Genomic DNA, 20922 nt, shown 5'->3' on the forward strand with positions numbered 1-20922 from the left:
TCGGTTTTTACGAAGCAATGTGATCCCATGCTCAATTATCGACAACTGCATTACTTCTGGGTGGTGGCGAAAACCGGCAGCATCGTGCGCGCGTGCGAGCAGTTGAACCTGACGCCACAGACCATCAGCGGTCAGATTTCCCTGTTCGAGCAGACCTATAACATCAAACTGTTTCGTCGTGTCGGGCGGCAGTTGGAACTGACCGAAGCCGGCCGCCAGACGCTCCCCTACGCCGAACACATGTTCCAGTTGGGCGGTGAGTTGGAACTGATGCTGCGGGCCCAGCCCAACGAACAGCAAACCCTGTTCCGGGTCGGGGTGGCGGATGTGGTGCCTAAATCCATCGTCTATCGACTGCTGGCGCCGACCATGGAGTTGAGCGAGCCGCTGCGCATCACCTGCCGCGAGGACAAGCTCGAACGGCTACTGGCGGACCTGGCGATCCAGCGCCTGGACCTGGTGATTTCCGACAGCCCGATGCCGACTCACCTGGACATCAAGGGTTACAGCCAGAAACTGGGGGAATGCGGGATCAGTTTTTTCGCCACCGCCGCGCTGGCCGAACGCTACGGGCAGGATTTCCCCCATGGCCTGCATGACGCTCCGCTGCTGATTCCCGGGCCGGAAACCGTGGTGCGCAGCCGCTTGCAACGCTGGTTCGCCGAACAACAGATCCAGCCGCGCATTGTCGGTGAATTCGACGACAGCGCGCTGATGCAGGCCTTCGGTCAATCCGGCAGCGGGATTTTCATCGGCCCGAGCGTGATCGCCGAAGAGGTCAAGCGCCAGTACGGCGTAGAAGTGATCGGCCAGACCGATGCGGTAAGTGAATCCTTCTACGCCATTTCCGTGGAACGCAAGGTCAGCCACCCCGGCATCGTCGCGATTGCCGAAGGTGCGCGTCGCGAGTTGTTCAGCGCTTAGCCATCCATGCAAGTCGCGCGGGGCTTGACGGTCATCAGCAGCAACGCCAGCAGAATCGATACAAAGATGAACCCGGCTGCCGCGAAGCCGACACTGCCCAGGCCCAGGTTATCGATGACTCGGCCACCGACCATCGCTCCCAGGCCAATCCCCAGGTTGGCCCCGGCGATGTTCAACGAGGCGGCAAACGCCGGGGCCTGCGGGGCCGCCTTCATCAGCCGCACATGGCTGACCAGGAACAACGCGGCCTGGGTCACGCCCCAGATGCCCATCGCCGCCGCCAGCGCGAGGGGCGAATGAATGCTCGGCACCAACGCCACCATGCCGCCGATCAGGAACAGGCAGAACACCATCGACGCAATCAACGGATGCCGGTCCACCGCACGGCCGCCCAGGGAATTGCCCAGTAGCCCGACTGCACCAAAGCCCATCAGGCACCAGCCCACCAGGGTGCCATCGAATCCGGCGAGGCGCTCGAGGATATCCGCCAGATAGGTGTAGGCGGTGAACATGCCGCTGAACACCAGGATCGACAACAGCACGTGCCCCTGCATCAGTGGGCTGCGCAGGATCTTCAATTGGGAGCGAAAGCTCACCTGATGCTGGTGCAAATTGGTTTTCGGCAAATAGATAAACAGCAACAAGGCCTTGGCGAAGGCAATGACCGCCAGGATCGCAAACGCGCTGCGCCAGCCAAACGCATCGGCAATCAGCGTGCCCACTGGAATGCCGAACACCGTGGCGCAGACGATGCCGAAGCCGATCCGGGCGATGGCCCGCCCGGCCAGCTGCGGCCCGACAATGTCCACCGCCGTTTCACTGGCCAGCGCCCAGAACACCGGCAGGCCCAGGGCCGGGATCAACCGGGCAATGGCCATCACCCAGATGTTGGGGGCGAAGGTGGCCAGCAGGTTGGCCAGGCCGAACATCACCAGCACGCTGATAAATAGCTTGCGCCGCTCGAAGCGAGCGAACCAGGCCGTCAGGAATGGCCCGAACGCCGCCACCGTAAACGCGAACAATGTCACCAGCAGCCCAGCCTGGGGAATGGTGACGTGCAGGTCGCGGGCAATGGACGGTAACAGGCCAACGATGACGAATTCCGTGGTCAGCACGGTAAAACCGGCGGCCGACAACAGGAAAATGGGTAAAAGCATGCAGAACTCCAGCAAACGACGACACCAGCGTTAGCCCGAGGGCCCGCTGGCGGAAAGAAAGTGAGAGCGGCAAAGCCTAACAGAATGCGCGCTTCATACAAACGCTTGGCATGGCCCGGATAAGGGTGACGGACTGCCACAGGTCCGTCAGATTTTTCATCGGCTGTGATAAAGTCCGCGGCCTGCAAATGCCGTACTTTCTCTCGGTCCGCTCATGTGGCCTGCCCGCTTGTTGCCCTGATTCGTCGACCGTTGAACACAATAAAATCAGAGATGCCGCTATGACAGCTTCGTCCGCTACCCCTTTGCAACGCCTCAAACGCACCAGCCTGGTGGCGCAAATCATCATTGGCCTGATCGCCGGTATTGTCCTGGCATGGCTGGCGCCCGACCTGGCGAAATCCACCGCATTCATCGGCAAAGTCTTCGTGTCCGCGCTCAAGGCCGTGGCGCCGATACTGGTGTTCGTGCTGGTCATGGCGTCCATCGCCAACCACAAACACGGCCAGGAAACCCATATCCGCCCCATCCTGTTCCTCTACCTGCTGGGCACCTTCGCCGCAGCGGTGGTCGCCGTGTTTGCAAGTACCCTGTTTCCGTCCAGCCTGGTGCTGTCGACCCAAGACGTCGCGGTCACGGCGCCCGGTGGCATCAGCGAGGTGCTGCAAAGCCTGCTGCTGAGCGTGGTGGATAACCCGGTCCGGGCGCTGATGGACGGTAACTTCATCGGCATCCTGGCCTGGGCCATCGGCATGGGCATCGCCATTCGCCATGCGGGCCAGACCACGCGTACCGTGCTCGAAGACCTGTCCAACGGCGTGACCGTGATCGTGCGCCTGGTCATCCGCTTCGCCCCGCTGGGGATCTTCGGGCTGGTGGCCTCGACCCTGGCCACATCCGGCTTCGGCGCCCTGCTCGGCTACTTGCACCTGCTCACGGTGTTGATCGGTTGCATGCTGTTCGTGGCGTTGGTGATCAATCCGCTCATCGTGTTCTGGAAACTGCGTCGCAACCCTTACCCACTGGTGTTCACCTGCCTGCGCGAAAGTGGTATCACAGCGTTTTTCACGCGCAGCTCGGCAGCGAATATTCCGGTGAACCTGGAACTGAGCAAACGCCTGGGCCTGCACCAAGACACCTACTCGGTATCGATCCCCCTGGGCGCGACCATCAACATGGCCGGCGCCGCCATCACCATCACCGTACTGACCCTGGCGGCCGTGCACACCTTGGATATTGCGGTGGACGTGCCAACCGCCGTGCTGCTGAGCGTGGTCGCCGCCATTTGTGCGTGCGGTGCATCCGGGGTCGCCGGCGGTTCGCTGTTGCTGATTCCCCTGGCGTGCAGCCTGTTCGGCATTCCCAGTGAGATCGCCATGCAAGTGGTCGCGGTGGGCTTCATCATCGGTGTCCTGCAGGACTCGGCGGAGACGGCGTTGAACTCGTCGACGGACGTCCTGTTCACGGCGGCGGCGTGCCTGGGTGAGGAAGAGAAGCTCGCGCGTACGGCGTGACAATTGCCGTGGCTGTGCGCTTGTCATCGCGAGCAAGCTCGCTCCCACAGGGGCAGCGGCGCTGATGCAATAGCCGCTACGCCACACATTCCTTGTGGGAGCGAGCTTGCTCGCGATAGTGGCGCCGAGGATGTAACAGACAGCCACAAAAAAGCCCGGGAACGGCCCACACCGTCCCGGGCTTTTTCATGCCTGCGGGGTTAGAACGCGCCCATGTAGTCGCGCTTGCCCACTTCCACGCCATTGTGGCGCAGCAACGCATAAGTGGTGGTGACGTGGAAGAAGAACTGCGGCAGGCCGTAGGTCAGCAGATAATTCTGGCCGCTGAAGCGCTTCTCCTTCGGCGTGCCCGGGCGGGTAACGATTTCGATGCTTTCCTTGCCATCGATCTGCGCAGGGCTGATGCCGTCGATAAAGGCCAAGACCTTGGCGATCAGGGCTTGCAGCTCGGCGAAAGTGGTCTCGCTGTCCTCATACTTCGGCACCTCGACCTCGGCCAGGCGGGCGGACACACCCTTGGCGAAGTCCACCGCGATCTGCACTTGGCGCACCAGCGGGAACATGTCCGGGTACAGGCGGGCTTGCAGGAAAGCGTTCGGGTCGATGTTCTTCGCGGTGGCGTGGGCTTCGGCCTTGTTCAGAACATCGCTCAACGCGTTGAGCATCTGCTTGAAAACCGGGACGGAAGCGGCGTACAGGGAAATAGTCATGGCAATCTCATGCAGGTGGCAGGAAAGAATGGATCAAACGGCTGCGATTATAGCCACGCCTTGTTGCACGGCTTGTCTTTTATTGCGCAAGGATTAGGCTAGGCGGCTTCCACAGCATAGGGAACGCGCGATGAGCATCGAAGAACAACAGCAGGCTGAAGAACCACGGCTCAATAGCACGGAAATCCGCATCCTCGGCGCGCTGGTCGAGAAACAGGCCACCAACCCCGAGACCTACCCGCTGACCCTCAACGCCCTGGTACTGGCCTGCAACCAGAAAACCAGCCGCGAACCGGTGATGAACCTCAACCCGGGCCAGGTCGGCCAGAGCCTGCGGGCGCTGGAAGGTCGCGGTTTCACCAAGCTGGTGATGGGCAGCCGCGCCGACCGCTGGGAGCATCGGGTCGACAAAGCCCTGGAGCTGGTACCGGCCCAAGTGGTCCTGATGGGCCTGCTGTTCCTACGTGGCCCGCAAACGGTCAATGAGCTGTTGACCCGCAGCGGACGGATGCACGACTTCGAAGACGCCGAACAAGTGGTGCACCAGCTCGAACGTCTGATCGCCCGCGGCCTGGCGTTGCTGGTGCCACGCCAGGCCGGCCAGCGCGAAGACCGCTATGTGCACGCCATGGGCGACCCGGCGGACATCGAAGCGATTCTCGCCGCCCGCCAGCACCCGGTGGAGCGTGGCGCCGGCGGCGGTGTCTCGCTGGAACGCATCGAGGAGCTCGAAGCGCGGATCGCGGCACTGGAAGAACGCCTGGCGCGGCTGGAGTAGCAGCGCCTACGCTGACCGGGCGAAGGCCACGGCTTTTTCGAATTGCTCCAGATTGGGCCGCACACCGGTGTACAGCACGAACTGCTCCAGGGCCTGGATCGCAATGACTTCCAACCCGGTGATGACCCGTTTGCCCTCGGCCCGGGCGCGTACGATCAGCGGCGTTTCCGACGGGATCGCCACCACATCGAACACGGTCTCGGCCGCGGCGATGGTCTCGGGTTCAAACGCCAACTGATCGGCTTCCGGGCCACCGGTCATGCCGATCGGCGTGACGTTGATCAGCATCTGCGGCCGCCGGGCGCCCAGTTCCGCTTGCCATTCATACCCCAGGGACTCGGCCAGGGCTCGCCCGGTGGCTTCATTGCGGGCAACGATCAGCCCGTTCCTGTAGCCCCCATCGCGCAAGGCACTGGCCACAGCCTTGGCCATACCACCGCTGCCGCGCAGGGCAAAGGTCGAATCCTGGGGCACGGCATGGCTTTGCAGCAATTGGGCGATGGCGATGTAGTCCGTGTTGTAGGCCTTCAGATGGCCGTTGGTGTTGACGATCGTGTTGATCGACTGGATCGCGGCGGCGGAAGGATCCAACTCGTCCACCAGGGCGATGCAGGCTTCCTTGAACGGCATCGACACGCCGCAGCCGCGAATGCCCAGCGCGCGGATACCGCCCACCGCCCCAGGCAGGTCCTGGCTGCTGAACGCCTTGTAGTAGAAATTCAGCCCCAATTGTTCATACAAATGATTATGAAAGCGCAGGCCGAAGTTTCCGGGACGCCCCGAGAGCGACATGCACAGTTGGGTGTCTTTGTTGGGATTGATCTGCATGCGTGTCTCCTTGCATTCACTTTCGGACAGACGGAAGCACCGTCGCCAAAAGTTTATTCGATGATGATACCGCCAGGCCCGGCCCGATCTCAGGCCGCTGGATGACGCGGCGCGGTAAAGAAAAGCGCTACAGACCTTACACAATATTTACCCAACGGCGTCGCAAATCCTGAGAAAATCGCTGTCATAGCAAGTATCCCCGCGACCCTCATCGGGTCTGTTGCAGACCACAGGCGCCGGGGCCGAAACGAGGAACAGCCATGAATCGTAGACTTCCCATCATCGCCCTGCTCATGGGGGCACTCGCGGTCACCGGCCAGGCATCCGCCCACGGTCGTGGTGGTTGGGAGGGGCCCGCCGTTTTTGGTGCCATCGTCGGTTCGGCCATCGTTGGCTCAGCCATCATCAACCGTGATCGGCCGGTGTATGTGCAGCAACAACCGGTCTACTACCAACCGCAGCCGGTCTATGTGCAGCCACCACCGCCGGTGTACTACCAGCCGCAGCCGGTGTACGTAGAACAGCCTATCTACTATCGCCCGGCGCCAGTGTATTACGGGCCACCACGGGGCTACTACTATGGCCCACCCCGGGGTCATTACGGCCGCTGGTAAGCGGCTCCCGGGCAGCACAAAAAAGCCTGTGATCATTGATCACAGGCTTTTTCATGTCTGCTGGATAAACCGGATTTGTCAGACGTGCTCGCTGCTTTTCAGCCGGATCGGCCCATGCTCCGCCGGCTCGTGGACAGGTTCCACCACGGGAATCTCGTTGCCATCACAATCATGCAGCTTGCCGTCACTGAAATAGTCGCCTTCGCGTAGCGCCGCCAGGTCCTGGTAGCGCAGCACCCGCTCGGTACCGGCGGCGAAGACTGACTGCTGGTCGGAATTGCCCGTGGTGAAGTGATTGAACGCCAGGTTCAGCACGATCGCCATGATTGCCGAAGAACTGATGCCCGAATGAAAGATGGTCGCGAACCAGCTCGGGAAATGGTCGTAGAAATTCGGCGCGGCAATAGGAATCATGCCGAAGCCGATGGAGGTGGCGACGATGATCAGGTTGACGTTGTTGCGGTAATCGACTTTCGACAGCGTTCGGATGCCGCTGGCAGCCACCGTGCCGAACAGCACGATACCGGCACCGCCCAGCACCGAGGTCGGCACTGCGGCGATCACCCTGCCCATGAAGGGCAACAGGCCGAGCACCACCAGGAACACCCCACCGGTCGCCACCACGAAACGGCTCTTGATTCCGGTCACGGCCACCAGCCCGACGTTCTGGGCAAAGGCACTCTGGGTGAAGGAACCGAAGATCGGCGCGATCATGCTCGATAGCATGTCCGCCCGCAAGCCATTACCCAGGCGCCTGGAGTCGACTTTGGTGTCGATGATCTCGCCCACCGCCAGGATGTCGGCAGAGGTTTCCACCAGGGTCACCATGATCACAATGCACATCGACAGGATCGCGGCGATATGGAACGTCGGCATGCCGAAATGGAACGGTGTCGGGAAGCCGAACATCGGGCCTTGGCTGACCGATGAAAAGTCCGCCATGCCGAGGAACACCGCGATGACCGTCCCCATGACCATCGCCAACAGAATCGACAACCGGGAGATGGTCGCGCTGCCCATTTTGCTCAACAGCAGCACCAGGACCAAGGTCACTGCGGCCAGGCCAATGTTCGCCATGCTGCCAAAATCGGCGGCGTGGCTGTTGCCGCCCATCGCCCAACGCGCCGCCACCGGCATCAGGGTCAGGCCGATGGTGGTGATCACAATACCAGTGACCAGTGGCGGAAAGAACCGGGTGATGCGTGAAAAAACCGGGGTGATCAGCAGACCGATCAGCGACGCTGCGATCACCGCGCCGAGGATGGCTTGAAAGCCCCCTTCTCCCCCGCTGCCGACAATCGCCACCATGGTCGCGACACCCGAAAACGATACGCCCTGCACCAAAGGCAACTGGCAGCCGAAAAACGGCAGGCCGAGGGTCTGCAGCAACGTGGCCAGGCCCCCTGCGAACAATGACGCAGCAATCAACAGGCCGATGTCCGCCGGCGAAAGCCCGGCCGCCTGGCCGATGATCAACGGTACGGCGACAATGCCACCGTACATGGTCAACACATGTTGCAGGCCGTAAGCCATATTCGCGCCGACGCCGAGATTTTCGTCCTCGGGCCGTGGGAGTGAAACATGGGGCGTTTTCATGGTTCGGGGATTCCCTGTTTTTTGTTATGGGCACACTGTATTCAAAACTCAGGACAAATGTCCATAGAGTTGTATACAACTTACTGCATGCACATCTGGAACAGGCCTGCGGCCAACCGCCTTTTTATCCTTGAAGCAACCCCACAAGCGCGGGCCGCAACAGCTCCCGTGGCGGCACGCGCAGGTTGAACTCCTGTTCGAGCAGATCGATCAACTCATCGGCATCGATGATCACCCGCCGCTCGCTCTCCTGCCCTATGCGGTGCACGGCGTAGCTGTTGCCGTTCAGGGTCTTGCGCAATCCCTCACCGGTGCGGGCCACCATCAACCGGCCCATGAACGGCGACTCCGGATGGCTGCAGACGTACCAATTGCCGACGGTGTAGTCGATGTCTTCCTGGCGTTGCAGGTCGAACAGGTACATCGGCCGCCATTCGCCGGCAACGTTGGCGCGCAACAGGTAACCGTCCGCAGGGGTCTCGATGCGGTACGGCTCATGGGGCGTGACCTGGGTCTCACGGCTGTCCAGCAGCAGCGGCGCGGTGGGCACCATGCCGCCAAAACCGACGTCAGTGATATAGCGCACGCCGTCGATCGTCACCAGGCTCAGCCGATGGGTCCGGGCAGGCCAGGCGTCCTCCGGCGCATTCATCACCACGCGCCCAGTGATGCCACGGGCATCGAAACCCAATGCCTGCAACAGCGCCAGGAATAACTGGTTGAGTTCATAGCAATAGCCACCACGCCCGTCTTCAAAAACCTTGCGCTCGACCGATTCAAGGTCGATGGGCACGGGCTGACGCAGCAACGTCGACAGGGTTTCAAAAGGAAATTCAGCAGTATGGCGCCATTGCAGCTGGCGCAAGGTGTCGAGCGTCGGCGCCGGTGGTGCGTCGAAACCCAGGCGCCGCAAATAACGGGTCGTATCGCTCAGTGGGGGATGACTCATGAGGGTGTCCTTTTCCCGGGGTCGGCCAGCGCTCACAACGAGCGCACGGCTCATGGGCGCAGGTATAAGGCATTCCTCTCACAGAGACAACAATCGGCCCCGTCAGCGCCGTTTACGCGAAGCCAGCCGGATCCAGGTGGGCGCATGGTCGCTGGGGTGGGGCTGGTTCCGGACCCAGGCGTCCACGCCGCCCTCGCTCAGGTAGGCGCTGGCGACCGGGTTGAGCAGCAGGTGATCGATGCGCAGCCCGGAGTTCTTTTGCCAGTGCTGGCGGAAATAATCCCAGAAGGTGTAGAGGCGCTCGTCCGGATACAGATGGCGCAGCGAATCGGTCCAGCCCTGGTCCAGCAACCGCTGGTAACACTCGCGGCTTTCGGGCTGCAACAGCGCATCCTTGAGCCAGGAACGCGGGTTGTAGATGTCCATGTCGGTGGGCACCACATTGTAGTCACCGGCGAGCACAACGGGATGGTCACTGGCCTGCAGCCCCTGGGCGTATTCGATCAGCCGTTCGAACCAGGCCAACTTGTAGTCGAACTTGGGACCCGGTTGCGGATTGCCGTTGGGCAGGTAGAGGCACCCCACCAGCACTCCGTGCACCGCCGCCTCCAGATAGCGACTGTGGCTGTCGTCATCCCCGCCGGGCAAGCCACGGCGGCTCTCCAACGGCTGCGCGTCACGGGCCAGGATCGCGACACCGTTCCAGGACGCCTGCCCGTGCCAGATTGCCCCGTACCCCACCGATTCCAGCTCCGCCGCCGGGAAATCCTTGTCCACGGCCTTGAGTTCCTGCAAACAGACAATGTCGGGTTTTTCCCGCTCCAGCCATTCCAGCAGGTTGGGCAGCCGTGCCCGGATGCCATTGATATTGAAGGTCGCGATCCGCAGGTTTTTCATAGGCCCAGCACTCGAAACGTCACGTTACTGGCTGTGACCGTCAACCCGGCGCGGTGGTTGCAACGGGTCTTCGTCAGCCCCATGGCCGATGTTCCAATCGCTCTCAACGATCCGAGCGCGCCAGCGTATCCAGCCCGCTTTCTGTCGATAACACCGCCACCCGGTTGCGGCCACTGTGCTTGGCCTGGTAAAGCGCCGCATCGGCGCGCTGGATGAAGACTTCGATGCTGTCCAGGCTGCTGGGCACAAAGGCATAGCAGCCCAGGCTCACCGTGAGGAAGCCGGTCGGGGAGCCGGAATGGGTGATGTGCTTGTCGATGACGCTGCGGCGGATCTGCTCGGCCAACGCCATGGCCCCCGAAAGGTTGGTGTCGGGCAGCAGTACCGCAAATTCTTCGCCGCCATACCGTACTGCCAGATCGGCCTTGCGATGGCAGCAACTCTTGAGCACCTTGGCCACTTCCGCCAGGCAGTGATCCCCTGCCACATGCCCATAGGCGTCGTTGTAGCGTTTGAAAAAATCGATGTCGAGCATGATCAGGCTCAAGGGACTGCGCTGACGAGCGCCCCGACCGAACTCGATGTCCAGGGCCCGTTCGAACAGACGCCGGTTCGCCAGCCCGGTGAGGCTGTCATGGGTGGCAATCAGTTCCAACGCCTCCTGCGCCTTGCGCAAGTCCGCTTCGATCTTTTCGCTGTTGCGTACCTGACGCACGAAGACCCAGCCGAACAAGCAAATGCCCAGGACCACCAGGCCTACGATGAGGCTGGATTGGAACGCCCGGTCATGCCAGCCCGCCAGGATCGATTCTTCGGACACCGCGGCGACGACCACCAAGGGATAAGCCTGTAAATGTTGATGCCCGTACAGCCTGACGACACCGTCGACATCCGAACGGATGATCGCATCGCCAGACATCCCTGCCGAGAGGTCATGGTTGTAGATATGTTCCTCGGCCAATGGGCGACCGATCCGCGCCTCATCGAAGGGGCGCCGGGCCAACAGCGTCCCGTCGGACAAAGCCAGGGCCATCTCGCCTTGCTCATCCAAGCTGAAGCTTTTGAAGAACCGGTCGAAGTAGGACATTTTGATGCCGGCCATCAACACGCCTTGGAAGTTGCCGTCTCGATCATTCAAGCGCCGGGAAACCGGGATGATCCACTCACCGTTTTGCCGACTGCGTATCGCCGGGCCGATATGGGGGACCAGGGAGGCGTTCTGCTGGTGGAAAACGAAATACTCTCGATCCGCCACCCCTGCCCCCCTGTGCAGGTCTTCAAAGGAGGTAATGACCCAATGACCGCGCTTGTCGAACAGGAACAGGCCATGCATCTGTTCAAGCGATTGCACGCGGCGCGCAAGAGTTTGCTGCAAGCGTGGCTGGACCGCAGGACCAAAACCGTCGACCTGGATCCAATCCGCCAGACTGGCCAGGACCAGATCGGCCTGGATGAAGGTGTCCTGGGCCTGCTGGGCCATGGCCCGGGTAAGGGTGGCCGAGGCGATGCGGGCCGACGCCAGGTCGTGGCTGCGCGATTGCTCCAACTGCAGGTAAAGCAAACCGCACAGGCACAGGCACACTGCCGCGATAAACATAACCGCAGCCTTGAGCAGCGGCAGGCGTTTCAGGGCACCGGCAGGGATATGAAAAGGATCGTAGATGGAGATTGGCAAGCGAATTCCCGAAGAGGGCAAAGCATGTGCGAATTCGCGCATAACCCCCAATATTCGTGAGCTTAGCCTACCGCCTGTGAGGCGGCAATTTGCCCGTGCAGCGGAGCCGATGGGTGGCTGGAGTGGATCCAAAACCCCGTACCTAGGCCAGTAAGAATGTCCGTTTCAGAACGAATAAATCTCCGCCTGTCGTAGGAGCTGCCGAAGGCTGCGATCTTTTGATCTTGATTTTGATGGTTCACTTTCGACTCAATTGTGTGGGACAAGATCGCAGCCTCGTTGCACTCGACAGCTCCTACACGGGGCAAGCTCCCCTCGCTACCGATCTCTTTGCAAACAAACCTTCCTGGGGACTATCTAAATTGCGTAACGCCCCATAACGTATGGTCGCCTTTGACTTCCAGGTGCCCCGTCGACCATGAGCCAACCGACCCGAATCGATGATGAACAGGCCCTGACCCGACCCGGCGCCGTCAGTCTGCGCGAGGCGTTCTGGTTCTGGCTCAAACTGGGTTTCATCAGTTTCGGCGGCCCAGCGGGGCAGATCGCGATCATGCACCAGGAGTTGGTGGAGCGGCGGCGCTGGATTTCCGAGCGGCGCTTCCTGCACGCCCTCAATTACTGCATGTTGCTGCCGGGGCCTGAGGCCCAACAATTGGCGACGTACCTGGGCTGGTTGATGCACCGAAGCTGGGGTGGAGTGATCGCCGGCGCGTTGTTCGTGCTGCCTTCGCTGTTCATTCTCATCGCGTTGTCGTGGCTGTACATCGCCTTTGGCGAAGTGCCGGTGGTGGCGGGTATTTTCTACGGCATCAAACCGGCCGTGACGGCCATCGTGGTGCATGCCGCCCACCGGATCGGCTCCCGCGCGCTCAAGAACAGTTGGCTGTGGGCGATCGCGGCGGCATCGTTCAGCGCAATATTTGCCTTCGACCTGCCCTTCCCGCTGATCGTGCTGGGTGCGGCTGTCGTCGGTTATTTCGGCGGCCGCTGGGCCCCGGAAAAATTCAGCCTGGGGGGTCACGATACCCAACACAAATCCTTCGGCCCCGCTTTGATCGACGACGACACGCCGACCCCGGACCACGCCCGGTTCAGCGCCGCCAGGTTGGCCCGCCTGGCGGTCGTCGGTGCCCTGTTGTGGATCGTGCCCATGGGCCTGCTGACCGCCGTGTTCGGCTGGGACGGCACATTGACGCAAATGGCCTGGTTCTTCACCAAGGCCGCGCTGCTGACCTTCGGCGGTGCCTATGCGGTCTTGCCCTACGTGTACCAGGGCGCCGTCGGGCACTTCGGCTGGCTGACGCCGACACAAATGATCGACGGCCTGGCCCTGGGCGAAACCACGCCCGGGCCCCTGATCATGGTCGTGGCCTTCGTCGGTTTCGTCGGAGGTTACGTGATGCAGGTGTTCGGCCCCGAACAGGTCTTCCTTGCCGGTGCCGTCGCGGCTACGCTGGTGACCTGGTTCACGTTCCTGCCCTCGTTCCTGTTCATCCTGGCCGGCGGCCCGCTGGTGGAATCGACCCACAACGCCTTGAAATTCACCGCACCGCTGACGGCGATTACCGCGGCGGTGGTCGGGGTAATCCTCAACCTGGCCTGCTTCTTCGGTTATCACGTGCTCTGGCCCAACGGTTTTGCAGGTGCCCTGGACTGGCCCTCGGCAATCATCGCCCTCCTGGCGGGCGTTGCGCTGTTTCGCTACAAGCGCGGGGTAATCCAGGTGTTGCTGGCGTGCGGGTTGGCTGGGTTGACGGTGTATTTGCTGCGCTAGTGTCCTGCACTCATCGGGGCATTCCGCCTACCGGCCACACACCACCCCATGACCCAGCGCAAATGGCCCCCCCTGCCCATCAGCTAAGCTCAACCTATCATCACGACAAGGAATCGACATGAGCAAGGCAGACGAGCTAGCAGCCAAACTGAGGAAAACCCAACAGACCCGTGCGGATACCGACAACTGCGCCGACCTGGCGATCGAGCACTGGCCCGCCCAGGTCTACGAGCTGTATCGCCAGATCGAAACCTGGCTGGCTCCCGTGTGCGAGGCGGGCCTGGACATCCGGCGCAATCCCACCCACGTCTTTGAAAGTCATTCCAGCGGTTCGACGTACAACTACGCCATCGACCAACTGATGATCGAAGGCAATCATCGCCGCATTCTATTCGACCCGATTGCGCGCTTCTCGCCCAAGGGAGAGGGCTGCATTGAAGTCCATATGAAGGGGCAGGAACACTGCATCGTGCGCACACTCGGTGAGCATGGTGAATCGCTTTGGCATATCCAGGCCCTGCGCCCGACAGGGCAACAGCGCCCTGAACCTGCCATTCTGGACGAGGACGCCTTGCTCTCGCTGGTAGAAGAAGGCCTTGGCCTATAACGCAAATGGGCGCCCCTTGATCGCCCATTTTCATGGGATAACACGCTAGATCTGCGGCGCTGATTCGAGTGCTGGATCGCTTCCGGGGACCGGCAGCGTCAATTCTTGCGCCGGCCTGCCCACAAGTCTATTCAAGGCATTGTCGATTTCGTCAGCTGCGCCTTGCGCATATCGAACATCCGCCCAGCTCCAGTACGGATCGGATATCAGCCCGCCCACCGCCTGTGCGCACAATTCATCGCTGCTGATGCCCATTTTCCCGGCTGCGGCGATCACGGCCATAAGGGCTTGCTCTAATTGGGAAATTCGCTCGGTCGTCACAATGAACCAACGTGATGGATAACAAACTCAGAGCATAGCAAGCCATCAATATGCCACCCAACTCCAGGCGCCCAACGGTTGCCTTTCCTGGCGTGCATGATTCGCCTCAACCCGCCGCACCATAGGACGCCGCCCCCCCAGTCGATGAAGATTCCCGCGCCGCCGACCGAGCAGCCAGCACCGTCAGCACAGCGGCCACAGCCAACACAGCCGCACTGGTTTCGAAGGTCGCGCGATAGCCACTCAGATCAAACAGCAGGCCACCCACTGTCGCGCCCGCTGCGATGGCGAGCTGGACGATCGCCACCATCAAGCCGCCACCGGCTTCGGCATCTTCCGGTAGCGTTCGCGAGAGCCAGGTCCACCAGCCTACGGGCGCTGCCGTGGCCACCAGCCCCCAAAGGCCGAGCAGGAGGGTCGTGATCGTGACCGAGCCGCCGAACCCCACCAGGGCAATGGCAATCGCGGCCATCAACAGGGGGATGACGATAAGCGTCCGATAGAGGTTGTTTTTCAAGCAGATCCCGATCAGGAAAGTGCCCAGCAGCCCCGCCACACCGATCACCAACAACATGAAGGACAGCATTGAAACACTCACTTGCGTCACCGTTTCAAGGAACGGTCGCAGGTAGGTGAACAACATGAACTGCCCCATGAAAAACGTGCTGACCGCCAGCATGCCCAGCGCGACGGGTGCCCGGGTCATCAACTTGAAGACGTTGGTACTGCCCTGCTTCGCCTTCGAAGGCATGGAGGGCAGGCGCAACAGCAGCCAGACCAGGGCGATGGCGGCGACCGACACGATGCAGAAAAACGCGCCACGCCAACCAATGATCGCCCCCAGGAAGCTGCCCAGCGGCGCAGCGACCACGGTCGCCAAGGCATTGCCGCCATTGACGACGGCCAGTGCCCGCGGAACCTGAGCGTCCGGCACGAGCCGCATGGCCGTGGCCGCCGATAGCGACCAGAAGCCGCCAATCGCCACGCCGATCAACGCGCGACCGACCATGAATACCGGGTAATTCGGTGCGAACGCCACCACGGAGCCTGAAACGATCATCAGCAAGGTCAGCCCCAGCAGAAGCCATTTGCGGTCGACCCGGGCGGCAATCGAGGCGATGAACAGGCTGGTGATCAGGGCAAAGGCGCCAGAGACGGCAATGCCTTGACCAGCCTGCCCTTCACTGACATGAAGATCGGCCGCTACCGGCGTCAGCAAGCTGACGGGCATGAACTCCGAGGCAACCAGCACGAACGCGGCGAGCGCCATGGCAAATACCGCGCCCCAGGCGGGCGGGTTTTGTGACAATGGGTTATCGGTCATTGAATGACAATCCTGTGTTGCTTGATGGAGCTGTGGGAGCGAGCTCGCGATTCTTTGGTGGATCGAGTGAGGGAGTATTTTCAGCGCTCGATCCGGCCGTCCGGTAACGCATTACGCTGGGATGCTTGCCTGATCCTATGAGTTCTTCCATCGCGTATAGGCAGCGCTTCGTTTAGCACGTTAATGTTCTGCCTATAGCGCTTGAGCCGAGATGACACCCGGAGCCGACATGGCCGTCCAACGCAGATCCGTACAAGAGACATTGACCGCCATCATTGGCGCCCGGACTCCGCACCCGGGCGACTTCGAAACGCCCATTCCCGGCCTCGCCTTCTTCCGGCGTGAAGCCCCGGCGCCGCCGGTGATCTGCATGATCGAACCGAGCATCGTGCTGGTGGCCCAAGGCGAGAAGCAGGTGTGGATCGGTGGCGAAGCCTATGGCTACGACACCGGGCGGTTCCTCATGACCTCCCTGGACATCCCGGCCAATTCCGAAGTGCTGCAGGCAAGCCCGGAGCAACCCTGCCTGGGCCTGGTCCTGAGGCTCGACTTGCGCATGGTGGCCGACCTGATCGCCCAAGGCAGCCTGTCGCCGCCGCATGATCGAGCGGTCGGGATCGGCGCAGGAACCGGCACCGCGACGCCGGACCTTTTGGCGCCGTTCGCACGCCTGCTGGCGTTGCTCGACGAACCGGAAGCGATTCCCATACTGGCACCTTTGATCCAGCGTGAGATACACTACCGGCTGCTGCTCAGCGACCAGGCCGCCCGACTGCGGCAGATCGCCTCGGTCGATAGCCAGGGCTACCGGATCGCCAAGGCCATCGACTGGCTGAAATTGAACTACACCGAGCCCGTGCGCGTGAACGACCTCGCGGCGCGGGTGCAAATGAGCGCGCCGACGTTTCACCACCACTTCCGCCAGCTCACGGCGATGAGCCCGCTGCAATACCAGAAGTGGCTGCGGTTGAACGAAGCCAAACGCTTGATGCTCAACGAACACGTGGACGTGGCGAGTGCGGCCTTCAAGGTGGGCTACGAAAGCCCTTCGCAATTCAGCCGCGAATATGCCCGCTTGTTTGGCGTGCCACCCAAGCGGGACATCGCGGCGTTGCGCGGGCCGGCCAACCACACCAAGGCGGTTTGATAGATTCAGGTTTGACTCATTGTGGTCTGACTCATTGTGGCGAGGGAGCTTGCTCCCGCTGGGCTGCGTAGCAGCCCCTTTTGTGAGCGCTTCGCACTCAAGCGGGAGCAAGCTCCCTCGCCACAAGGGCCAAATTTCAACCGTCAGATAGCAGCAACATCCTTCGACGTTTTCAGAACGCTCATCGGCTTGTCAGCCCTCTGCGCCAACGTCACACACCTCAACGCCAGAATCATCGTCGGATCAACCAGCGCCACCGTGTGCCCATTGATATCGAACGCCTCGCAATGCGCCAGCACCAGCGGCAACTCCGTACATCCCAGGATCAAGACCCCAGCCCCCAACTCGCACAGGTGCTCAGCCGCCAGCAACAATTGCTCCCTGCAGAGCCCTTGCGTGAAGCCGGCCTTGATACCCCGCGGTCCGTAGATGGCGTCCATGACCATCGCCTGGTAATCGACACCTGGCGTAAGGAGCTGGAGCCCGGCATGACGCGCTGCCTGGTGATAGACCTGGCTCTGCACCGTACCGGACGTCGCCAGCAGGCCAATCGCCTTGTCCGAACCATAAGCGCCCGCGATCCACGCCACCGTCTCGCTCAGCATGTTCACGATGGGCACCCTCAGGTGCGCCTGGATCCGCTCGACGAAGGCATGGGCGGTGTTGCAGGGAATTGCGATGGCGTTGGCACCGGCGCTTTCGAGACGTTTGCACGTGGCGTACATCGCCATCGTCGGATCGGTCTCATCCCGCAACAGGTTCGCCGTCCGGTCCGGTATCTGCGGGTTTTGCTCGACCACCATCTTGATGTGGTCCTGGTCCTTTCCCGCTGGCGTATTGGCCACCACCTTGGCCATGAAATCCACCGTGGCGGCAGGCCCGACGCCCCCCACGATACCCAGCTTGAAGGGTGGGCGCCTGGGCTGCTGGTCCAGCGTCGCGAAGTCGGCGTAGATCTCATTGATGTCCAGCACGGTGATCCCGCGACGCTGCAAGTCGGCACAGACCAGGGAAAGCTCGGTCATGCCGGGCAGGATCACCGTCGCACCCTGGGCCTGCAATGAGAGACACGCCCGATAGACCGCCTCAAGCGGCACGCCTTCGAGATGACCGTCCTTGATGCCGTTAAGGCCGTACATCGCCTCCATCAACCCTGCTTGAGCGTCTGCGTCGGGGTAAACGATCTGAAAGTCTTTGCCAAAATGTCGCTCGAACAATCCGCAATGGCGCACAAAGTCGGAGGCGATCACCCCCAACGTCGCCTGGGACGGCACCGTGTGGCTGACGTGCTGGGTCAAGGCGGCCATCATGTCCAGCACGGGAATGCCCAGCGCCTCCTCGATTTCAGCGCGAAACGTATGGCTGGCGAAGCATGGAAGCATCACCGCATCGAAGCCACTGTCCTCGAACGACTTGCACACCTGGAACACATAGAACTTGCGCGACGTCATGTTCGCGCCCTGGTCCAGCGGCAGCAGCACATCCTTGAAGGGGTGCTGCTCGAACAGGAAATGGTAGCGCCCCTGATCCTCGAGCACCGCCCGGGACTTGACCAACTTGTAGAACAGATCGCCCCCGGCCAGTGACCCAAGCCCACCGACGATCCCCAATTTGCGCACCACAGAAGCCTTGTGGCTCGACTTCGCTTTAGCCTTCATGAGTCTCTCCTCAAGCCACCGGCACCGGCTCGGATCGCGACCGAGCCGGAGCATGTCCACCCTCTTCCTCGTCGGCGTCTTCGTGGGGTTCGGACTTGGCGACAACCGCCGTCGCAATGCTGTTACCCACCACATTCGTGGCCGTACGGGCCATGTCGAGGAACTGGTCGATACCGATGATCAACAGCAGCCCCGCCTCGGGAAGATTGAACATCGGCAACGTGGCCGCGACCACGACCACCGAAGCCCGGGCGACACCGGCCATGCCCTTGCTGGTGATCATCAGTGTCAGAAGAATCAGCAACTGCTGAGTGAAACTCAGATCAATGTTGTAGGCCTGGGCGATGAACAGGATGGCGAACGCCTGGTACATCATCGAGCCATCAAGGTTGAACGAATAGCCCAGAGGCAACACGAAGCTAGACACACGTTTTGGCGCGCCAAACTTCTCCAGCGCCTCGATGGTTTTCGGGTAGGCGGACTCACTGCTGGCGGTGGAAAAGGCCAGGAGAATCGGCTCACGGATGAGCTTGCCGAGGTGGAAAACAGAGCGACCGAGGAACAGGTAGCCGGCACCGAACAGCAACGTCCAGAGGATCAGGATCCCCAGGTAGAACTCGGCGATCAGCTTGCCGTAATCCACCAGCAAGCCAAGCCCCTGGGTGGTAATTGCCGAGGCGATGGCGGCAAACACCCCAATCGGCGCGAAGGCCATCACGTAGTCGGTGATCTTGAACATCACCTTCGCCAACTCTTCGATGGAATCGCTGATCCGGGTGTAACCCGCCCGCTTCACCCCCGCCAACGCAAAGCCGAAAAACAGCGAAAACACCACGATCTGCAGGATCTCGTTGTTGGCCATCGCTTCGGCAATGCTGCGGGGAAACACGTGGCCGATGAACGCCTTGAGACTGAAGTCGCCGGTATTGACCGGCACGGCCGCCGTTGCGTGCTGGGCCACGTCCATGTTCAGCCCGGCACCGGGTTGAAACAGGTTGACCAGCCCCATTCCGATCAGCAGCGAGACGACCGAGGCGGTGACAAACCAGGCCATCGCCCGGGCCCCGATCCTGCCGACTGAACGAGAATTGCCCATGCTGGCGATACCGCCCACCAACGTCGCGAACACCAGGGGCGCGATGATCATCTTGATCATGCGCAGGAAAATATCAGTGACCATCGAGAAGTAACTGGCGATCTCTTTGGCACTTTGCTCGCTCCCTGCGAAATGGTGACACGCCCAACCGACCAGCACGCCCAGGACAATGCCCAGTGCAATTCGACGTGGGAGCTTATTTTTCTTCACGGTGCTGTCCTCAAGTAGTTCTTGGAGTTTTTTACTTGGCAGGATCGATTCTAAGGAGCGGATCCGGGAGGATGATGAGTAATCCGGCTAACCCCATGCGCTTTTGGAATAGTTAGCGAAAGGTCGCGCTATGCTGGGGGATTACCCAGTAAAGTCGCGCTCTCACAGGGGGGAGTTTCTCGATATGCAACTCAAATGGCTGGATGATCTTCTGGCGATTGGCGAATGGAAAAATTTCTCCCGCGCGGCCGAGGTTCGATGCGTGACGCAATCGGCCTTGTCCAGGCGTATCCGTTCACTTGAGGAATGGGTGGGCGTCAAGCTGGTGGACCGGGGCACCTACCCTGTCCAACTCACCCCCGCAGGAGTCACCTTCTGCGATGAAAGCCGAGAGGCCCTCGCCGGATTACTGCGGTTGCGCTCGACGCTGCGGGACGTGGAACGAATGCCGGGGCGTTCCATCCAGATTACCGCCGGCCACAGCCTGTCGATGACCTTCCTGCCCAAGTGGCTCTCACAGTTCCAGCAACACAACGAGCAGTTCAACGCCCGGGTGGTGGCCGCCAACATTCATGACGCCGTCATTGCCTTGGAGGAAGGCAGTTGTGACTTGATGATGGTCTACCATCACCCGCTTGCGCCCATCCTGCTGGACGCCGAGCGTTTTGGCAGCCTGGTGCTCGGCCACGACGCGTTCATTCCCTTATGCGCGCCCAACCGCAAGGGCGAACCGCTGTTCCGCCTGCCCGGCCGCGCCGGCAAACCGGTGCCCTACCTGGCCTATACGGCAACGACATTCCTCGGGCGCGTCGCCGACATCGTCATCAACAACGGCCCTGAACCCATCGCGCTGGAGCGCTGTTATGAAGCGGACATGGCGATGCTGCTGATGCGCATGGCCATCGAGGGCTACGGCGTGGCCTGGTTGCCGCAGAGTGCGGTGGCCGACGAGCTGGAGCGTGGGCTGTTGGTGCGGGCCGGCGGCGAGCAATGGAGCACGCGATTGGAGATTCGCTCGTATTGTGCGATTGCCAATCGCAATCCGACGATGCGCAAGTTGTGGAAAACCCTGGAAGGCGCTTCGCTGCAGCGGCCGGGTAACGCACCCACTGCGCCAGAAGGTGCGAACTGATCGGTGGA

At 61.4% G+C, this 20922-nt stretch carries 19 protein-coding genes; 8 read left to right on the top strand and 11 right to left on the bottom strand.

Features of this window, described 5'->3' with window-relative positions; genetic code table 11:
* Nucleotides 1-27 precede the first annotated feature (27 nt).
* A complete protein-coding gene (nhaR, locus tag BLU85_RS02295; RefSeq protein WP_063322135.1) occupies nucleotides 28-924 on the top strand; it encodes a transcriptional activator NhaR in 897 nt (298 codons plus the stop codon).
* Here nhaR and BLU85_RS02300 read toward each other — a convergent pair.
* Nucleotides 921-2081 carry an MFS transporter gene (locus tag BLU85_RS02300; protein ID WP_072405360.1) on the bottom strand — a complete coding sequence of 387 codons (1161 nt, stop codon included), beginning with the start codon at nucleotides 2079-2081 and terminating at the stop codon, nucleotides 921-923. The genes nhaR and BLU85_RS02300 overlap by 4 nt on opposite strands.
* A gap of 281 nt (nucleotides 2082-2362) precedes the next feature.
* Between BLU85_RS02300 and sstT the strand changes: the two genes are divergently transcribed.
* Nucleotides 2363-3595, top strand: a complete 1233-nt coding sequence (gene sstT, locus BLU85_RS02305; protein WP_092197246.1) for a serine/threonine transporter SstT — start codon at nucleotides 2363-2365, stop codon at nucleotides 3593-3595.
* Nucleotides 3596-3795: 200 nt separating this feature from the next.
* Here sstT and BLU85_RS02310 read toward each other — a convergent pair whose 3' ends face one another.
* Nucleotides 3796-4305: a DUF1993 domain-containing protein gene (locus tag BLU85_RS02310; protein WP_092197249.1), complete on the bottom strand. Its 510-nt coding sequence runs from the start codon at nucleotides 4303-4305 to the stop codon at nucleotides 3796-3798.
* A 130-nt stretch (nucleotides 4306-4435) separates the two neighbouring features.
* Between BLU85_RS02310 and BLU85_RS02315 the strand changes: the two genes are divergently transcribed.
* A complete protein-coding gene (locus tag BLU85_RS02315) occupies nucleotides 4436-5083 on the top strand; it encodes a YceH family protein (RefSeq protein WP_053120815.1) in 648 nt (215 codons plus the stop codon).
* A gap of 6 nt (nucleotides 5084-5089) precedes the next feature.
* Here BLU85_RS02315 and BLU85_RS02320 read toward each other — a convergent pair whose 3' ends face one another.
* Nucleotides 5090-5911 carry a shikimate 5-dehydrogenase gene (locus BLU85_RS02320; protein ID WP_060738335.1) on the bottom strand — a complete coding sequence of 274 codons (822 nt, stop codon included), beginning with the start codon at nucleotides 5909-5911 and terminating at the stop codon, nucleotides 5090-5092.
* Between the two features lie 260 nt (nucleotides 5912-6171).
* Between BLU85_RS02320 and BLU85_RS02325 the strand changes: the two genes are divergently transcribed.
* A complete protein-coding gene (locus BLU85_RS02325) occupies nucleotides 6172-6525 on the top strand; it encodes a hypothetical protein (protein ID WP_092197252.1) in 354 nt (117 codons plus the stop codon).
* 78 nt (nucleotides 6526-6603) lie between these two features.
* Here BLU85_RS02325 and BLU85_RS02330 read toward each other — a convergent pair whose 3' ends face one another.
* The 4 genes from BLU85_RS02330 to BLU85_RS02345 all read right to left on the bottom strand — a co-directional run bounded on the left by BLU85_RS02330 (nucleotide 6604) and on the right by BLU85_RS02345 (nucleotide 11642).
* Nucleotides 6604-8121 carry a nucleobase:cation symporter-2 family protein gene (locus tag BLU85_RS02330; protein ID WP_092197255.1) on the bottom strand — a complete coding sequence of 506 codons (1518 nt, stop codon included), beginning with the start codon at nucleotides 8119-8121 and terminating at the stop codon, nucleotides 6604-6606.
* A 124-nt stretch (nucleotides 8122-8245) separates the two neighbouring features.
* The gene (locus tag BLU85_RS02335; RefSeq protein ID WP_092197258.1) at nucleotides 8246-9070 is read right to left on the bottom strand and encodes an arylamine N-acetyltransferase family protein; all 825 of its coding nucleotides are present in this window, start codon (nucleotides 9068-9070) and stop codon (nucleotides 8246-8248) included.
* Between the two features lie 102 nt (nucleotides 9071-9172).
* Complete coding sequence (gene xth, locus BLU85_RS02340; RefSeq protein ID WP_072405365.1) at nucleotides 9173-9967, bottom strand: exodeoxyribonuclease III; 795 nt, start codon at nucleotides 9965-9967, stop codon at nucleotides 9173-9175.
* Between the two features lie 103 nt (nucleotides 9968-10070).
* Nucleotides 10071-11642, bottom strand: a complete 1572-nt coding sequence (locus BLU85_RS02345) for a sensor domain-containing diguanylate cyclase (RefSeq protein ID WP_092197777.1) — start codon at nucleotides 11640-11642, stop codon at nucleotides 10071-10073.
* A gap of 418 nt (nucleotides 11643-12060) precedes the next feature.
* Between BLU85_RS02345 and chrA the strand changes: the two genes are divergently transcribed.
* Both chrA and BLU85_RS02355 read left to right on the top strand, forming a co-directional pair.
* Nucleotides 12061-13419: a chromate efflux transporter gene (chrA, locus tag BLU85_RS02350; protein WP_092197261.1), complete on the top strand. Its 1359-nt coding sequence runs from the start codon at nucleotides 12061-12063 to the stop codon at nucleotides 13417-13419.
* Nucleotides 13420-13537: 118 nt separating this feature from the next.
* Complete coding sequence (locus BLU85_RS02355) at nucleotides 13538-14026, top strand: hypothetical protein (RefSeq protein WP_092197264.1); 489 nt, start codon at nucleotides 13538-13540, stop codon at nucleotides 14024-14026.
* A 45-nt stretch (nucleotides 14027-14071) separates the two neighbouring features.
* Here BLU85_RS02355 and BLU85_RS31065 read toward each other — a convergent pair whose 3' ends face one another.
* Nucleotides 14072-14308: a hypothetical protein gene (locus BLU85_RS31065; RefSeq protein ID WP_175459444.1), complete on the bottom strand. Its 237-nt coding sequence runs from the start codon at nucleotides 14306-14308 to the stop codon at nucleotides 14072-14074.
* A gap of 145 nt (nucleotides 14309-14453) precedes the next feature.
* Nucleotides 14454-15671 (bottom strand): MFS transporter, encoded by a 1218-nt coding sequence (locus BLU85_RS02365; protein WP_092197267.1) that lies wholly within the window; start codon nucleotides 15669-15671, stop codon nucleotides 14454-14456.
* Between the two features lie 229 nt (nucleotides 15672-15900).
* Between BLU85_RS02365 and BLU85_RS02370 the strand changes: the two genes are divergently transcribed.
* Nucleotides 15901-16818 carry an AraC family transcriptional regulator gene (locus tag BLU85_RS02370; RefSeq protein WP_092197270.1) on the top strand — a complete coding sequence of 306 codons (918 nt, stop codon included), beginning with the start codon at nucleotides 15901-15903 and terminating at the stop codon, nucleotides 16816-16818.
* A gap of 143 nt (nucleotides 16819-16961) precedes the next feature.
* Here BLU85_RS02370 and BLU85_RS02375 read toward each other — a convergent pair whose 3' ends face one another.
* A complete protein-coding gene (locus BLU85_RS02375) occupies nucleotides 16962-18476 on the bottom strand; it encodes a cysteate racemase (RefSeq protein ID WP_092197779.1) in 1515 nt (504 codons plus the stop codon).
* A gap of 10 nt (nucleotides 18477-18486) precedes the next feature.
* Nucleotides 18487-19782: a dicarboxylate/amino acid:cation symporter gene (locus tag BLU85_RS02380; RefSeq protein ID WP_092197273.1), complete on the bottom strand. Its 1296-nt coding sequence runs from the start codon at nucleotides 19780-19782 to the stop codon at nucleotides 18487-18489.
* A gap of 184 nt (nucleotides 19783-19966) precedes the next feature.
* Between BLU85_RS02380 and BLU85_RS02385 the strand changes: the two genes are divergently transcribed.
* On the top strand, nucleotides 19967-20914 hold the full coding sequence (locus tag BLU85_RS02385) for a LysR substrate-binding domain-containing protein (protein ID WP_092197276.1): 948 nt from the start codon (nucleotides 19967-19969) through the stop codon (nucleotides 20912-20914).
* Nucleotides 20915-20922 lie beyond the last annotated feature (8 nt).

Source organism: Pseudomonas sp. NFACC14 (assembly GCF_900106885.1).
GTDB classification, from domain to species: Bacteria; Pseudomonadota; Gammaproteobacteria; order Pseudomonadales; family Pseudomonadaceae; genus Aquipseudomonas; species Aquipseudomonas fluorescens_AA.

Excerpts from the sequence above, each read along its gene's own strand:
- nhaR (WP_063322135.1), top strand. The coding sequence starts at position 28 with ATGCTCAATTATCGACAACTGCATTACTTCTGGGTGGTGGCGAAAACC.
- BLU85_RS02300 (WP_072405360.1), bottom strand. The coding sequence starts at position 2,081 with ATGCTTTTACCCATTTTCCTGTTGTCGGCCGCCGGTTTTACCGTGCTG.
- sstT (WP_092197246.1), top strand. The coding sequence starts at position 2,363 with ATGACAGCTTCGTCCGCTACCCCTTTGCAACGCCTCAAACGCACCAGC.
- BLU85_RS02310 (WP_092197249.1), bottom strand. The coding sequence starts at position 4,305 with ATGACTATTTCCCTGTACGCCGCTTCCGTCCCGGTTTTCAAGCAGATG.
- BLU85_RS02315 (WP_053120815.1), top strand. The coding sequence starts at position 4,436 with ATGAGCATCGAAGAACAACAGCAGGCTGAAGAACCACGGCTCAATAGC.
- BLU85_RS02320 (WP_060738335.1), bottom strand. The coding sequence starts at position 5,911 with ATGCAGATCAATCCCAACAAAGACACCCAACTGTGCATGTCGCTCTCG.
- BLU85_RS02325 (WP_092197252.1), top strand. The coding sequence starts at position 6,172 with ATGAATCGTAGACTTCCCATCATCGCCCTGCTCATGGGGGCACTCGCG.
- BLU85_RS02330 (WP_092197255.1), bottom strand. The coding sequence starts at position 8,121 with ATGAAAACGCCCCATGTTTCACTCCCACGGCCCGAGGACGAAAATCTC.
- BLU85_RS02335 (WP_092197258.1), bottom strand. The coding sequence starts at position 9,070 with ATGAGTCATCCCCCACTGAGCGATACGACCCGTTATTTGCGGCGCCTG.
- xth (WP_072405365.1), bottom strand. The coding sequence starts at position 9,967 with ATGAAAAACCTGCGGATCGCGACCTTCAATATCAATGGCATCCGGGCA.
- chrA (WP_092197261.1), top strand. The coding sequence starts at position 12,061 with ATGAGCCAACCGACCCGAATCGATGATGAACAGGCCCTGACCCGACCC.
- BLU85_RS02355 (WP_092197264.1), top strand. The coding sequence starts at position 13,538 with ATGAGCAAGGCAGACGAGCTAGCAGCCAAACTGAGGAAAACCCAACAG.
- BLU85_RS31065 (WP_175459444.1), bottom strand. The coding sequence starts at position 14,308 with ATGGCCGTGATCGCCGCAGCCGGGAAAATGGGCATCAGCAGCGATGAA.
- BLU85_RS02365 (WP_092197267.1), bottom strand. The coding sequence starts at position 15,671 with ATGACCGATAACCCATTGTCACAAAACCCGCCCGCCTGGGGCGCGGTA.
- BLU85_RS02370 (WP_092197270.1), top strand. The coding sequence starts at position 15,901 with ATGGCCGTCCAACGCAGATCCGTACAAGAGACATTGACCGCCATCATT.
- BLU85_RS02375 (WP_092197779.1), bottom strand. The coding sequence starts at position 18,476 with ATGAAGGCTAAAGCGAAGTCGAGCCACAAGGCTTCTGTGGTGCGCAAA.
- BLU85_RS02385 (WP_092197276.1), top strand. The coding sequence starts at position 19,967 with ATGCAACTCAAATGGCTGGATGATCTTCTGGCGATTGGCGAATGGAAA.